Here is a 15,091-nt window from a genome sequence, read left to right on the forward strand (position 1 = left end):
TCTAGCGGCTCTTGGCTTCCCGGATCGCCGCTTCCAGCGCGGCGGGCTGGATGCTGGCCACGGCGCGCCCGTTGATGATGAAGGTCGGCGTGCCCTGAAGGCCCAGGGCCGAGGCGGCCGTGTGGGTGTCGGTCAGGTGCCGGGTCATCTCGGGGCTGCCGATGGCGGCGTGGGCGGCTTCAAGGGTGACGCCGTTGGCGACCATGATGGCGTCCACCGACTCGGGCGTCAGGTCGCCTTCGGACATCAGGGCGCGGAACACCGGCAGGTATTTGCCCTGGTCATGGGCGGCCTGGGCGGCGCGCGCGGCGTAGTGGGACGGACCGGCGGGATCGCCGCGATCCAGGATCGGCCAGTCCTTGAACACGAAGCGCACGTCCGGATGGGCCTGCATCATGCGCAGGACCTCGGGCGCGGTCTGTTTGCAGCCAGGGCAGCGGAAGTCGAAGAATTCGATCACCGTCACCTTGGCGTCGACCGGGCCGAACGCGGGGTCGCGGGCGTCGACGGTCAGCAGGGACGGGCTGGCGGCGGCGCGGCGCGTGATGCTGTCGGCCAGTTGGGAATCGGACTTGATCTGCAGGGCGGTGCTCATCTCCTGCATCACTTCGGGATTGTTGAGCAGGTAGGCGCGGATGCGGGCGTCCGAGGTCCCGCCGCCGAAATAGGGGAAGGCCGCCAGCGCCAGGGCCACCACCGAGACCGCGAGGGCCGCCTTTCCGGTGCTCAGGCCGCTCAGGAACGGGCGCGGCGCGGGGACTTCGGCCTGGGGCTCGGGCGTATCGGTCATGCGGTCTTCCGTGAGAAAAGAATCAGCCGGCGGCGGGAACGACGACCGGGCGGTTGCGGCTGTTGCGGCGGTCGACGTCATCGACGTCGTCCTGGGTGGCGCCCGAGGCGAAGACGATGTCCATCGCCCGGGTCCATTCGTTGCTGCCCGGCGTTAGCATGTCGCGCGCGCGCAGGGCGAACTGGGTCGCCTGCGTCTTGGCGCCGAGGGCGAAATACATCTCGGCCGATGCCAGGCGGGCCTCGCCCTCCTTGCCCTGGCTGGCGTAGGCCTGGGACAGCAGGCGCCAGCCCATGGAGTTGTCGCTCTCCAGCGCGGTGGCGCGCTTCAGCTGGTCGACGGCGAGCTCGATCTGGGCCGGGTCCCGGGTCTCGAGCATGGCGTGGGCCAGGTTGATGCGGAGCAGGGGGGCGTCGGGCTTCAGATCGACCGCGCGCTGGTGGGCGCCGATGGCCTCGGCCGGGCGGCCTTCCTCGAACAGGATCTGGCCCTTCAGCTCCCAGAAATAGGGGTTCTGGGGCTGTTCGGTCAGCAGGACGTCGACCGCGGTCAGCGCCTTCTCGGTCTGACCGTCGCGATACCAGGCGATGACGCGGGCGTAGCGACCCGGCAGGCTTTCGTCGGTTTCGGGATAGGCGCGCAGGGTCGTGTTGGGCGCATCCATGAAGGCGTGGATCTTGGCCAGGATCAGGGCGTGCTGGGCGACGCGCTCGGGGCTGTCCTGATGGTTGTAGTGGGGCTGTTCGGCGACCAGGCGGCGCAGGTTCTCGATCCGGTCCGACGACAACGGGTGGCTGCGGAAATAGGGATAGCGGCGGGCATCGGAGAAGACTTCCTGCGAGCGGAAATTCTCGAAGAAGGTCAGCAGCCCCCGGCCCGATTCGCCGGCCCGTTCCAGCGCGCGGGCCCCGCTGTTGTCGGCCTCGCCTTCCTGGTGGGTCATGTAGCGCAGGGCGCTGAGGGTGCCGAAATACTGGCTGTTGCCCAGCAGGACCGCGCCCGCGTCCGGCGCGCCCGCGGCGATGGCCAGGGCGCCCAGGGCCATGGTCATCAGCATCGGCTGCATGCCCGCGTTCTGGGCGCCGTCCCGCAGGGTGTGGCGGTTCTTCACGTGCCCGGCTTCGTGGGCGATCACGCCCAGCAGCTCATTGGCGTTGCGGGTGCGCAGGATCAGGCCGGTGTTGACGCCGATGATCCGCCCGCGCGTGGCGAAGGCGTTCAGGTCGTTCTCGTTGATCAGCAGGATCTCGACCTCGTCCGGCTCCAGCCCCATGGCCGTGAACACGGGGGCGGACCAGTCGTGGATGATCGCCTCGATCTCGGTGTCGCGAATGGCGCTCTGGGCGGCGGCGGGGGAGGCCGCCGTCAGCACGAGGCCGACGGCGGTCGCTGCGCCGATCAGGCGGGCGGCGTTTCGGGACAGCCAGGACATGGCGAACTCCTCAAGACCCGGACGCCCCCGTCCGTTGTGATGCTCACAATCTAATCGCGGCCTTTCAGCGGCGCCACCATCCACGCTTCGGCTTTTCGGGCGGAGCCGCGATCTGGGCGGGATCTTCCGCGATCAGGGCGGCCACATCGACTTCGGGCTTGGGCGGTTCGACGCGTTCGACGACCGGGGCCGGAACCGGCTCGGGCGCGGCGACCGGCTCGGGGGTGACGATCGGCGCGTCCGGCTCGATGTCGAGAACGGCGGGTTCGCCTTCCGGCTCGGCCTCGTTCGGCTCGACGGCCGAGACCGGCGCGACGTCCGAATGCTCGGTGGCCGAGGCGGAGACCTTGCGGCGCACGCGACGGCGCTTGGGCTCTTCCGGGATGGCGACCGGCGCGACCTCGGCCTCGATCTCGGCGTCCGGGATGATCACGGCCGACGGGGTGTCGGGCGAACCGTCGGCGGGCATGCCTTCGTTGGTGGCGCGGGTCTCGACCTTCACCTCGTGGGTCAGGCCGGCTTCCGAACCGCGATCCCGGCCGCGGCCGCGGCCGCGACGACGACGCGAACGTCCGCCGCGCTCGCCGCCGATTTCGCCCTCGGGACGTTCACCGACCACTTCGTCGACGTCGGAGGCCTCGGTTTCAGCGCCCGAATCCTCGGTGCGCGGCGCGCGCTCGGGGTTGATGGGGTCGAACCAGACATAGGGGTCGTCCAGCGACGGCGTGCGGCCGCGAACCCAGAAGAAGGAGTCGCGCTCGGCGGCGGCGCCGCCTTCCTCGCGCATCCGGCGACCGCCGCGGCGGCCGCGGCGGCGGCGGCGTCCGCCCTCGCCGTCGTCCTCGTCATCGGCCAGGGCGACCGGCGCGCCGTCTTCGGCGTCAGCGGCGGCGGGGGCGTCGGCCTCGTCACGGCGACCGCCGCGACGGCGGCGGCCACGGCCGCGGCCGCGCTCGCCGTCGTGGCGCTCGGCGCGCTCGCGCGGCTCGTCGTCGTCGCTGTCCTCGCGGTCCAGGTCTTCGGCGTCGTCATCGTCCTCGATGATCTCGTCGTCGTCCTCGTCCTCATCGGCGTAGGCGCTGTCGTCGAAATCGTCGTCCAGGTCGATGAAGGGCTCGGCGCCTTCCGGCGGCGAGAAGTCCTCGTTGGTCTCGGTCCGCTCGATCGTGCTTTCGCCCTGGCCCAGGGTGTCGTCGATCAGGATCACGACGTTCAGGCCGCGCTGGATCAGCAGGCTCTGCAGATAGTCGCGCTTGTGGTTCAGGATGTAGAGGGCGACCGCGGTGCAGACGCGCAGGTTCACCGAACCCGCGCCGTTCTTGCCGGCCTCGATGTCGACGGCGCGCAGGGTGACCAGCGCGGCGCTCTCAGCCGAGCGGATGCGGCCGGCGCCCTGGCAGTGCGGGCAGACTTCGGTCGCGCCCTCGATCACGCCGAGGCGGCGACGCTGGCGGCTGATCTCCATCAGGCCGAAGCCCGAGATGCGGCCCATCTGGATGCGGGCGCGGTCCTTGGCCAGCGCGTCCTTCAGCACCTTCTCGACGGCGCGGTTGTTCTTCGACTCCTCCATATCGATGAAGTCGATGACGATCAGGCCGGCGAGGTCGCGCAGGCGTAGCTGGCGGGCGGCCTCGGCGGCGGCCTCCATGTTCGTCTTGAAGGCGGTGGCCTCGACGTTGCGCTCCTTGGTGGCGCGGCCGGAGTTGACGTCGATGGCGACCAGCGCCTCGGTCTGGTTGATCACCAGATAGCCGCCCGACTTCAGCGGCACGGTCGGCTGGTGGATCTGGGTCAGCATCTCCTCGATGCCGTTCGAGGCGAACAGCGGACGCGAGCCCTGGTACAGGTGCACCTTCTTGGCCTGCGAGGGCATCAGCACCCGCATGAAGTCGCGCGCTTCCTTGAAGCCCTGCACGCCCTCGACCTGGATGCCGTCGAAGTCCTTGTCGAACATGTCGCGCACGGCGCGGCGGACGAGGTTCTCTTCCTCGTAGATCAGGGCCGGGGCGTTGGAGGCCAGGGTGGTCTCGCGGATCGTCTCCCACAGGCGCAGCAGGTACTCATAGTCGCGCTTGATCTCGGCCTTGGTGCGCTTGGCGCCGGCGGTGCGGATGATCAGGCCCATGCCCTGCGGCACGTGCAGGGCGGCCGCGGCGGCCTTCAGGCGCTTGCGGTCCGACGCCTGGGTGATCTTGCGGCTGATGCCGCCGCCCTTGCCGGTGTTGGGCATCAGCACGCAGTAGCGGCCGGCCAGCGACAGCCAGGTGGTCAGGGCCGCGCCCTTGCCGCCGCGCTCGTCTTTCACGACCTGCACCAGCAGGATCTGGCGGCGCTTGATGACGTCCTGGATCTTGTAGCGGCGCATCAGGCGGCGCTTCAGGCGCTCCTCGTCGGCCAGACCGCCTTCGTGGTCGCCGTCGTCGCTGTCGCGGCCCAGGTCGTCGTGGTCGTCATCGTCCGAGTGGGCCTCGGCCATGATGGCTTCACGGTCGGCGACCGGGATCTGGTAATAGTCGGGGTGGATCTCGTTGAAGGCCAGGAAGCCGTGGCGGTTGCCGCCGTATTCGACGAACGCCGCCTGCAGGCTTGGCTCTACGCGGGTGACCTTGGCGAGATAGATGTTGCCCCGAAGCTGACGCTTCGAGCGGGATTCAAAGTCGAATTCCTCGACCTGGCGGCCCTCGACGATCGCGACGCGCGTTTCTTCCGCGTGCGCCGCGTCGATCAACATGGTCTTTGACATCAGTAGTCTCTCTCTGGCGCGCTCGGGCCGGTCCGGTCAGCGCGTGGCTGAGGGACGCGGCGGCTCGCCGAATGGGTAGGGGGAGGGGGGCGCAGGCAGGCGCAGCCTCGTCGCCACGGCGGACGCCGCGGGCGAAGTCGGTCGATGCTGACCGGAGGTTGAGGCTGGCGTATGCGCCCATGGGTCGGTTCGGTCCTGGACCCTTCCGCGCCTGTCTATAAGGCGGCGATGCGGATCCGGTTCGTCGGGTCGTCGGCGCCTTGTGGCCGGGCGACCCTCGGATTCAGTGAAAGCAGCGCTGTGAGGAGGGCGCATCCCGGTTCCGTCAAACGGGGGGACGCGATCATTTCGCCAGCGCACAGAGCATAGTCACTGGAAATGTGAATTAAAAGCGGACTTCGCCTTAACCCGTTGGCGACGACGTTCGTGCATGGTCACGGCAACCATAATGGTGGGTCATTCGTCGCAATGGGCGCTTTCGCGCGTATCAGGCTGTCGCAGTGGGGCGTCCGCGAGTGGGCCATGACGGCGCTCGCCTTCGTCGTCTTCTGCGCCGCCGTGCTGATCGCCGGGCGCGGCCTGGCGTCGGGCGCCGTGGGTGAAGTGATGCGCGTCCGCTTCGGCGGCGACGCCGAACGCACCCGCGTGGTCGTGGATCTGGACCGCACCTCGCGCGGCGAAGTGATCCGGCCGGGCGGCGACGGGCGGGTGATCGTGGCCCTGTCGGGCGTGGCGCCGCAACGCGGCCTGTCCGGGACCGGCGTGGGCCTGGTGCGCGGCTATCGCGTGGCGGGCTCCGGCGCCTCCTCGCGCGTCGAGCTGGACCTGGCCGTCAGCGCCGAGATCGAACGCCGCTTCCTGCTGCCGCCCGGCGACGGGGTGCAGCACTATCGCTATGTCATCGACCTGAAGGCCACCGGCCGCGCCCCGACCGCGCCGCGCCGTGCAGCTCCCGCCGCGCCGCGTCCGGCAGAACGCCCCCTGATCTTCATCGACGCCGGCCACGGCGGCCGCGACCCCGGCGCGCGCGGCGCGCATGCCGAGGAAGCCGACGTGACCCTGGCCGCCGCCCTGGCCCTGAAGCAGGAGCTGGAGCGCTCGGGCCGCTATCGGGTGCGCATGACCCGGGACACCGATGTCTATGTGGGACTGAACCGCCGGGTGGCCATCGCCCGTCAGGCGGGGGCGGACCTGTTCATCTCCCTGCACGCCGACGCCCTGGCCGATCCGGCCACGCGCGGCGCCAGCGTCTACACCCTGTCGGAACAGGGCGCGGGCCGGGCCGTGCGCGAGATCACCCGCGACGAGAACTGGCACCGCAGCCTGAACCTGCCGGGCCGCGACGCCTCGGTGGACCGCATCCTGCTGGACATGACCCAGCGCGCCACCCAGAACCGCTCGGCCGTGCTGGCCCGCACCCTGCTGACCGAGATCGAGAGTTCGGACCGTCCGCTGCTGCGCCGCAGCCACCGCGACGCCGGCCTGGCCGTGCTGCTGGCCCCCGACGTGCCCGCCGTCCTGCTCGAGATGGGCTACATCACCAATCCCGAGGATGAGCGGCTGCTGACCGACGTCCGGGCGCGCCGCCGCCTGATGCGCGCCGTGGCGTCGGGCATCGACGCCTATTTCGCCGCTCCGACCGGCGCGCTGCAGGTCGCCTCGGCCAGCGAGGCCGGGCGACCCTGACGGCCAGGCTCGCGCCCGGGCGCTGAACCGACTATCTGGAATTCATGCGCCTGCGTGTCGTGGATCTGGAAACCTCCGGCGGAGACCGGACCGCCGAAATCATCGAGGTCGGCATCGTCGACGTCGTGCCGGACGGGGCGGAGTGGAAGGCCCTGCCGCCGGTGACGAAGCTGTTCCGGCCGCGGGGCGAGATCTCGGTGCACGCCATGGCGGTGCACCACATCACCCCCGACGACTTCCACGAGGCCGACCCGCACTGTGACGAGTACGCCCTGCGCGCGATGTTCGCCGAGCCGGCGGACGTCATGGTCGCCCATGCGGCCAATTTCGAACGCGGCTTCATCGCCGACACGGCCCACGGCGGCCTGCCGTGGATCTGCACAGTGCGCTCGGCCAAGGCGGTGTGGCCGCAGGCGCCGGGTCATTCCAACCAGGTGCTGCGCTACTGGCGGCAGCTGAAGCTGGACCCGGCGCTGGCCAATCCGGCCCACCGGGCGGGGCCGGACGCCTGGGTCACGGCGCATCTGCTGATCGATCTGCTGAAGGAGGCGACGGTCGAACAGATGATCCAGTGGACGCGCGAACCCCGCCGTCTGGACAAGATCCCGTTCGGCAAACATCGCGGGAGCCGCTGGACCGAGGCCCCCGCCGACTATCTGCGCTGGATGGCCGGGCAGTCGGACATGGACGCCGATGTCGTGGCCGCCGCGCGACAGGAACTGGAGCGTCGTGCAACGGCGGCGACGGGTGCTCTGGCGAACGCGACCGACGCGGGCTAAAGCGGTTTCATGCCGCAAGCGCGCTTTCCGAACATCACGGGCGTCAAGATCGCCGAACGCTGGTTCGTCCTGGCGGGCGTGGCCCTGCTGGGCGCGATCACGCTCGCGGGCCTGATCGTCACCGTCTACGCCGCCTGGCTGTTCCACGACCTGCCCGACGCGTCCGAACTGGCGGACTACCGCCCGGCCACGGCGACCCGGGTCTACGCCGGCGACGGCACCCTGATCGGCGAGTTCTCGGACGAGCGCCGCATCTATGTGCCCTATGAGCAGATCCCGCTGCCGGTGATCCAGGCCTTCCTGTCCGCCGAGGACAGCCGCTTCTTCGAACACGGCGGCATCGATGTGTCGGGTCTGGGCCGGGCGATGTTCAAGAACGTCTTCAACGCCGCCACCGGGCGGCGTCTGGAGGGCGGCTCGACCATCACCCAGCAGGTCGCCAAGAACGTCCTGTTGACCAACGAGAGCAGCATCAACCGCAAGGTCAAGGAAGCCATCCTGGCCAACCGGCTGGAAGCGACCCTGTCCAAGCAGCAGATCCTCGAGTTGTATCTGAACGAGATCTTCCTCGGCTATCGCTCCTATGGCGTGGCCGCGGCCGCCTACAACTACTTCGGCAAGTCGCTGGACCAGCTGACGCCGGACGAGGCGGCCTTCCTGGCTTCCCTGCCCAAGGGGCCGAACAACTACCATCCCAAGCGCCACCCCGGCGCGGCCAAGGGCCGCCGGGACTGGGTGCTGGGCGAGATGGGCGAAAACGGCTTCCTGACGCCGGAACAGGTGGCGACCGCCCGCGCCCGCCCGCTGGTCGCCCAGGACGCCCCGCGCCGGGCCCAGTACGCCGACGCCGACTTCTTCGTCGAGGAGGCGCGCCGCCAGGCTATCCGCCGCTTCGGCGCCGAGGAGGTCAACCGCGGCGGCTACTACCTGCGCACCACCCTGGATCCCAAGCTGCAGTCGGCGGCGCGCGACGCCCTGATGAAGGGGCTCGAGAACTACGACCGTCGCCACGGCTGGCGCGGCGCCTGGGGCACGACCGATTTCGCCGAGGGCTGGCAGCGCACGGCCCTGGCCGGCACCCGCCCGCCCGAGCGCCGCAGCTGGGAAGCCGCCGGGGTCGAGAATGTGGCCGGCAACAGCGTGCGCATCCGCAGCGCCAAGGACGACCGCGTCGGCTATCTGCTGACCGGCGACGCCGCCTGGGCCAACGCCAACCGCCCCCTGAAGCGCGGCGACCTGATCTTCGTCGAGCGCGAAGGCGGGCAGTACGCGCTCAAGCAGGTACCGCGGGTGAACGGCGCCCTGGTGGCCATCGAGCCGCAGTCGGGCCGGGTGCTGGCCATGGTCGGCGGCTATTCCTACGCCCTGTCCAGCTTCAACCGGGCGACCCAGGCCCGGCGTCAGCCGGGTTCGGCCTTCAAGCCCTTCGTCTATGCGACGGCGCTGGAGGGGGACTACACCCCGGTCTCGATCGTGCTGGACGCGCCGATCAGCTTCGCCGGCGGCCCCAACGGCACCCGCTGGAGCCCCGAGAACTACAGCCGCGAGTACTATGGCCCGCAGACCCTGCGCCGCGGCCTGGAGCTGTCGCGCAACGTCATGACCGTGCGCCTGGCGCAGGACATCGGCATGAAGAACGTCGTCTCGCTGGCCGAGAAGATGGGCGTGGCCGACGACCTGCAGCCGAACCTGTCGGTGTCGCTGGGGGCGGGGGAGACCACGCCCTACAACCTCACCGCCGCCTACGCCGCCTTCGTCAACGGCGGGCGCCGGGTCAATCCCTACCTGATCGAGCTGGTCCAGAACCGGGACGGCGAGACCATCTTCCGCGCCGACGACCGCCGCTGCCGCGAATGCGGACGGGCGTTCAGCGGGCAGGAATCGCCGCGGCTGGAAGCGCGGGGCGAGCAGGTCATCGACCCGATCACCGCCTATCAGGTGAGCTCCATGCTCGAAGGCGTGGTCCAGCGCGGCACCGGCGCCGCCGCGCGCGGCCTGGGGCGCTGGGTCGGCGGCAAGACCGGCACGACCAACGAGTACCGCTCGGCCTGGTTCGTCGGCTTCTCGTCGGACATCGTGGTCGGCGTCTTCATCGGCTTCGACGACAACCGGCCGCTGGGCTCGGGCGAGACCGGCGCGACCGGCCCTGTGCCGGTGTTCACCGACTTCATGCAGGTGGCCCTGCGCGAGCGTCCGGCGCGGCCTTTCGTGCGGCCCAAGAACGCCATCTTCCGCACCGTGAACGGCATCGAGGAAGCCTTCCGCCCCGGCACCGAGCGCCGCCGCGAGGAGGAACAGGCCCCCGCTCCGGAGATCCCGCTCGGCCCGCAGAACTACAACGAGGTGCTGCGCCGCGAGCAGGAGGAGGCCGCCGGCCTGCCGCCGCCCACCACGCCCCAGGCCACCATTCCGCCGCCGCCCAAGAAGGAACCGGCGCAGGATCTGGATGGGCTGTACTGAGCGGTGGCGCCGGAACGACGAGTGGTTAGTGGATAGTGATTAGTGGGTGGCTGGGGCCGCCGTCAGTTCTTCCCTGGTGAGCGCTGCTATCGCCGCGAGCGATCCACTAATCACTATCCACTAACCCCTTCCACAGGCCGCCGCCTGTCGTTAGCCCCTAGCCACAGTGCGCGACGCGCTCTATGTCCGCGCCTCACTTTTGGATCGCAGGAGATTGCGATGAGACCGGATGTCGAGGCCATGAAGGCCGACATCGAGCAGAGCATCGCTCTGCTCAGGAGGCGTCTTTGACTGGGATGTCGCGCTTCGAAAGCTCGATGAGCTGAACGCCCGCGTCGAGGATCCGACGCTGTGGGACAATCCCGAACAGGCCCAGGCCGTCAGCCGCGACCGCTCGCGCCTGGAAGCCCAGATCAATACCGTCAAGGAGATGGAGCAGGGCCTCGAGGACGGGGTCATGCTGGCTGACATGGCCGACGAGGAAGGCGACGAGGCCGCCCTGGACGGCGCGCGCGCCGACCTGAAGGCGATCAAGGACCGCGCCGCCCGCGCCGAGCTGGAAGCCCTGCTGTCCGGAGAGGCCGACGGCAACGACGCCTATCTGGAAGTGAACTCCGGCGCCGGCGGCACCGAGTCCAACGACTGGGCCGGCATGCTGCTGCGCATGTACAGCCGCTGGGCCAAGGCGCACGGCTACGAGGTCGAGATCGAGGCCGAGGAATCGGGCGAACAGGCGGGCATCAAGTCCGCCACCATCCTGATCACCGGACCGAACGCCTATGGCTGGCTGAAGTCGGAATCGGGCGTCCACCGGCTGGTGCGCATCAGCCCCTATGACGCCGCCGCCAAGCGCCACACCTCCTTCGCCTCGATCGGGGTGTCGCCGGTGGTGGACGACGCCATCGAGATCGACATCAATCCGTCGGACGTGCGTACCGACACCTACCGCGCCTCGGGCGCGGGCGGTCAGCACATCAACAAGACCGACTCCGCCGTCCGCCTGACCCACATCCCGACCAACACGGTCGTGGCCTGTCAGGCCGGGCGCTCGCAGCACCAGAATCGCGAACAGGCGTGGAAGATGCTGCGCGCCCGCCTGTACGAGCTGGAGCTGCAGAAGCGCGAAGCCGCCGCCCAGGCGCTGGCCGACGCCAAGACCGACATCGGCTGGGGCCACCAGATCCGCTCGTACGTGCTGCAGCCGTACCAGATGGTGAAGGACCTGCGGACCAACGTCGAAACCTCGGACACCCAAGGGGTGCTGGACGGGGACCTCGACGACTTCATGGGGGCCGCCCTGGCGGCTCGCGTGGGTGAGACGCGGGGCAGCACGGTCGAGTAGGGGCCGTGCGGCCGGCGGACTGCCGGGAAGTGGTTAGTGGCTGGGCGCCGCCGTTCGTGGCGGCCCGCCAAAGCAAAAGGCCCCGGAGCGATCCGGGGCCTTTCGTCTTTCAGAACCTTGAGGCGCCTCAGGCGGCCGGCGGCTTCATGTCGATGATGTGCGGCGCGGGCTCGACCGGGCGCGGGGCCGGAGCCGGTGCGGTGGCCTGCGGGGCTTCGCGGCGGCCTTGCAGGACGCGGCCCTGGAAGTAGGCGCCGATATCGATCGACAGCTGCTCGGCGGTGATGTCGCCGTCCACATAGGCGGTGGCGATCAGCTTGACCTGCTTGCCCGAGACGGCGCCGACGACGCGGCCGCGCACCTCGACATAGTCGGCGGCGACATTGCCTTCGACCGCGCCGGTCTCGCCGACGATCAGACGACCGACCTTCACGTCGCCCTTCACCTGACCGTCGATCTGCAGGTCGCCGGCGCCGCCGACGTTGCCTTCGAACTGCAGGTCCGACGACAGGGTCGACAGGCCGCGCGAGGCGACGGCCGGCGCTGCGGGCCGCGGCGCGGCGGCCGCGGCGGACGAACCGCCCGGCGCGGGCAGGTCGGGCAGCGGCGGAATGGAGGAACCGCTGTCCGAACGCGACAGGGGCTGCGGGGCGGGGGATTTAGTCTTGTTGAACAAGTTGGTCTCCGGCTCTCATGAAGCGGGCTGGGTTTTGCGGGCGGCCGTTCATCCACACCTCATAGTGCAGGTGAACGCCGGTGGAGCGTCCTGTCGTTCCCATGGCGCCGATGCGTTGGCCAAGCGCGACACGCTGGCCCGCTTGCACGGCCATGGAGTTCAGATGAGCGAAACGGGTCTTGAAACCGCGACCGTGGTCTATCTCAACGACGTTGCCATACCCTGAACGGATACCGACAAAAGACACGATTCCGGGAGCGGTGGCGTAGATGGGGCTGTTCAGGGGCGCGGCGAAATCCTGGCCCTGGTGCAGGGCGGGGCGGCCGTTGAAGGGGTCGAAGCGGACGCCGTAGCCCGAGGTGGTCCGCGCGCTGGTGGGACGGCGGAACGGCAGCCCCTGGGCCGCGTCGGCCAGCTGGCGCATGTCGGACAGGTTGTCGGCCGCGTTGCGGATGCGGACGGCGAAGGCCTCGTCCACGTCCAGCACGGCCCCCAGCGCGCGGGGATCGCCGGCGTCGACCAGCGGCCCGCCCAGGGCGGCGTTGTGCGGGGCGTAGGCGGCGGGGTTCAGGCCGGCGAGGCGGAAGGCCAGGCGCAGCCGTTCGGCGCGGGTGCTGGCCACGCTTTCGGCGCGGGCGATCAGCCGCTCCTGGTCCATGCGCACGGCGATCATGCGCTGGACGGGGGTGTTGCGGTCGGCGTTCAGGGCCGGGGCGGGGGCCAGGGCGGCGGGAGCGCCCTCGACGCCGCGGAACATGGTCATGACCCGGGTCAGGGCGGCGTGGCGGCGCTCGACCATCTCGGCCATTTCATCCAGCGAGCCGGTGGTGGCGGTCATGCGCACCACGGCGCTGTCCAGGCGGGCCTGCAGGTCGGCGTTCAGGCGTTGGGCCTCGGCGCGGCTACGGGCCACGGTGCGGTCGGCGTTGCTCTGGCGGACCATGTCCAGGGCGAAGCCGCCCGAGGCGACCAGGAACCAGCCGCCGATCAGGACGGCGCCGGCGGCGCCCAGGATTTGACGGCCGGGCGTCAGCGCCCAGGCTTTCACGTCGTCGCCGTCGCGAAGATAGAGGTAGCGCGTCGGGAACCAGCGCCCGATCAGCGACCGTCTGACTTCAGCCTCGTGCTCGGCCATACTCAAACGCCCCCACGCCCGGCTGGGTATGAGCCACGACTGGGGGACGACGGCAAGTCTCTTTACGTCTCGTTAACCACGCCGAAGCGTCTTCAGGCGAAGAACGACGGTAATCGCGTCTGATTTTCGCCTGTCAGGCGTATGCGCGAACCTTGGAAGGCCCGCCCGAATCTGGTTTCGGGCGTTTTGATCCGTGGTCAGAGCGACTTTGCGGCCGCGAGAACTTCGGCCGCGTGGCCCTTGACAGAAACCTTGCGCCAGACCCGGCGGACGACGCCCTGGCCGTCGATCAGGAAGGTGGCGCGCTCGATGCCCATGTATTCGCGGCCATAGAGCTTCTTCTGGACCCAGACGCCCCAGGCCAGGGTGACGTCCTCCGGCTCGTCCGAGGCCAGCACGACCTTGAGGTCGTACTTGGCCTGGAAGCGGGCCAGCTTCTTCACCGGATCGCGCGAGACGCCGATGACCACGGCGTTGGCCGCGTCGAACTCGCCGGTCAGGGCCGAGAAGTCCTGGCCCTCGCTGGTACAGCCGGGGGTGTCGGCCTTGGGATAGAAGTAGAGGACGACCGTCTTGCCCTTCAGCGCCGCCAGCGTGGTCCGGCCGCCGTCGGCGGTGGCCATGTCGAAGGCGGGGGCCTTCATGCCTTCGGTGATCTCGGTCATCAGACGGGCCTCACCAGCACGATCTTCTTCTTGCCCGCCGCCAGCTTCAGCACGCCGTCGGCGTTGACGTCCGAGGCCTCGATCAGGCGGGCGCCGTCGGCGATCGCCTCGTCGTTCAGGCGCAGGCCGCCGCCCTGGGCCAGGCGCCGGGCCTCGCCGTTGGACGCGGTCAGGCCGGCCTTGGTCGTGACCGCGGCGACCATCGCGCCGATGACCTCAGCGGTCGGCAGTTCGACGGTGGGCAGATCGGCGGACAGGGTGCCGCGCTCGAACGCGCCCTCGGCGGCCGCACGGGCGGTCGCGGCGGCTTCTGCGCCGTGCAGCATGGTGGTGGCGGCGTCGGCGAGGGCCTTCTTGGCGTCGTTGATCCGGGCGCCTTCCAGCGCTTCGAGCGCGGCGATCTCGTCCAGCGACAGGTCGGTGAACAGGCGCAGGAACCTGCCCACGTCGGCGTCGTCGGCGTTCCGCCAGAACTGCCAGTAGTCGTAGGGGCTGAGCTGGTCGGCGTTCAGCCAGATGGCGCCCTGCGCCGTCTTGCCCATCTTGCCGCCCGAGGCGGTGGTCAGCAGCGGCGTGGTCAGGCCGAAGGCGGCCTTCTGGTCCACGCGGCGGACCAGGTCGACGCCCGAGGTGATGTTCCCCCACTGGTCCGAACCGCCCATCTGGAGCGTGACGTTGCGGGCGCGGTTCAGCTCCAGGAAGTCCACCGACTGCATCAGCATGTAGTTGAACTCGAGGAAGGTCATCGGCTGCTCGCGCTCGAGGCGCAGCTTGACCGAGTCGAACGCCAGCATCCGGTTCACGGTGAAGTGGGTGCCGAAGTCGCGCAGGAATTGGATGTAGCCGAACTGGGACAGCCATTCGTCATTGTTGACCATGACGGCGTCGGTCGGGCCGTCGCCGAAGGTCAGGAATTTGGCGAAGACCTGCTGGATGCCGTCGATGTTGGCCTGGATGTCGGCGTCGGTCAGCTGGGGGCGCGAGGCGTCCTTGCCGGTCGGGTCGCCGACCTTGGTCGTGCCGCCGCCCATCAGGACGACCGGCTTGTGCCCGGCCTGCTGGAGGCGGCGCAGCATCATGATCTGGATCAGGCTGCCGACGTGGAGCGAGGGCGCCGTGGCGTCGAAGCCGATGTAGGCCGTCACCACGCCGGTGGACGCCGCCTCGTCCAGTTCGACGGGGTGGGTGATCTGATGGATGTAGCCGCGGTCCCGCAGGGTGCGCAGGAAGTCGGACTTGAAATCTTGGTCGCTCATAGGCGGCTCCGTTAGCAGGGAAGCCGGCGGGCGTCTTGGGGGTTTGCGCGCCGGGGAAGGGGCGGCGCAGGGGTTCGCTGGCCGCTCGTCAGATCGAGAGGCGGTAATACAGGCCGGTGCGGGGCGT

Annotated in this window: 11 protein-coding genes; 4 read left to right on the forward strand and 7 right to left on the reverse strand. The window is 69.7% G+C overall.

Annotated elements, in window-relative coordinates; translation table 11 throughout:
- Nucleotide 1 precedes the first annotated feature (1 nt).
- From AC3WRV_RS08610 to AC3WRV_RS08620, 3 genes are all read right to left on the reverse strand, one after another.
- A complete protein-coding gene (locus AC3WRV_RS08610) occupies nucleotides 2–790 on the reverse strand; it encodes a DsbA family protein (protein ID WP_291836885.1) in 789 nt (262 codons plus the stop codon).
- A gap of 22 nt (nucleotides 791–812) precedes the next feature.
- Nucleotides 813–2,222: a M48 family metalloprotease gene (locus tag AC3WRV_RS08615; RefSeq protein ID WP_492312915.1), complete on the reverse strand. Its 1,410-nt coding sequence runs from the start codon at nucleotides 2,220–2,222 to the stop codon at nucleotides 813–815.
- Nucleotides 2,223–2,286: 64 nt separating this feature from the next.
- The gene (locus AC3WRV_RS08620; RefSeq protein WP_492312916.1) at nucleotides 2,287–4,965 is read right to left on the reverse strand and encodes an Rne/Rng family ribonuclease; all 2,679 of its coding nucleotides are present in this window, start codon (nucleotides 4,963–4,965) and stop codon (nucleotides 2,287–2,289) included.
- A gap of 522 nt (nucleotides 4,966–5,487) precedes the next feature.
- Here AC3WRV_RS08620 and AC3WRV_RS08625 point away from each other — a divergent pair.
- The 4 genes from AC3WRV_RS08625 (at nucleotide 5,488) to prfB (ending at nucleotide 11,232) form a co-directional block, all read left to right on the forward strand.
- Nucleotides 5,488–6,651 carry an N-acetylmuramoyl-L-alanine amidase family protein gene (locus AC3WRV_RS08625; protein ID WP_492312917.1) on the forward strand — a complete coding sequence of 388 codons (1,164 nt, stop codon included), beginning with the start codon at nucleotides 5,488–5,490 and terminating at the stop codon, nucleotides 6,649–6,651.
- A gap of 44 nt (nucleotides 6,652–6,695) precedes the next feature.
- The gene (locus AC3WRV_RS08630) at nucleotides 6,696–7,430 is read left to right on the forward strand and encodes an exonuclease domain-containing protein (RefSeq protein WP_492312918.1); all 735 of its coding nucleotides are present in this window, start codon (nucleotides 6,696–6,698) and stop codon (nucleotides 7,428–7,430) included.
- 9 nt (nucleotides 7,431–7,439) lie between these two features.
- A complete protein-coding gene (locus AC3WRV_RS08635; protein ID WP_492312919.1) occupies nucleotides 7,440–9,890 on the forward strand; it encodes a penicillin-binding protein 1A in 2,451 nt (816 codons plus the stop codon).
- A gap of 219 nt (nucleotides 9,891–10,109) precedes the next feature.
- Nucleotides 10,110–11,232 (forward strand): peptide chain release factor 2 gene (prfB, locus tag AC3WRV_RS08640; protein WP_492312920.1). Its coding sequence is split into 2 segments (ribosomal slippage): nucleotides 10,110–10,178 and nucleotides 10,180–11,232, totalling 1,122 coding nucleotides; the frame shifts between segments, so codons are not numbered across the junction.
- Between the two features lie 127 nt (nucleotides 11,233–11,359).
- On the opposite strand, the gene AC3WRV_RS08645 is transcribed toward prfB, so the two are convergent.
- The 4 genes from AC3WRV_RS08645 to tyrS all read right to left on the reverse strand — a co-directional run bounded on the left by AC3WRV_RS08645 (nucleotide 11,360) and on the right by tyrS (nucleotide 14,964).
- On the reverse strand, nucleotides 11,360–11,908 hold the full coding sequence (locus tag AC3WRV_RS08645; RefSeq protein ID WP_291837163.1) for a bactofilin family protein: 549 nt from the start codon (nucleotides 11,906–11,908) through the stop codon (nucleotides 11,360–11,362).
- Complete coding sequence (locus AC3WRV_RS08650) at nucleotides 11,892–13,043, reverse strand: M23 family metallopeptidase (protein ID WP_492312921.1); 1,152 nt, start codon at nucleotides 13,041–13,043, stop codon at nucleotides 11,892–11,894. The genes AC3WRV_RS08645 and AC3WRV_RS08650 overlap by 17 nt, the downstream gene beginning before the upstream one ends.
- A gap of 197 nt (nucleotides 13,044–13,240) precedes the next feature.
- Complete coding sequence (locus tag AC3WRV_RS08655; RefSeq protein WP_492312922.1) at nucleotides 13,241–13,708, reverse strand: peroxiredoxin; 468 nt, start codon at nucleotides 13,706–13,708, stop codon at nucleotides 13,241–13,243.
- The gene (gene tyrS / locus AC3WRV_RS08660; RefSeq protein WP_492312923.1) at nucleotides 13,708–14,964 is read right to left on the reverse strand and encodes a tyrosine--tRNA ligase; all 1,257 of its coding nucleotides are present in this window, start codon (nucleotides 14,962–14,964) and stop codon (nucleotides 13,708–13,710) included. The genes AC3WRV_RS08655 and tyrS overlap by 1 nt, the downstream gene beginning before the upstream one ends.
- Nucleotides 14,965–15,091: the final 127 nt, after the last annotated feature.

This window comes from Brevundimonas sp. EU05-FHT14B11, from assembly GCF_058790835.1.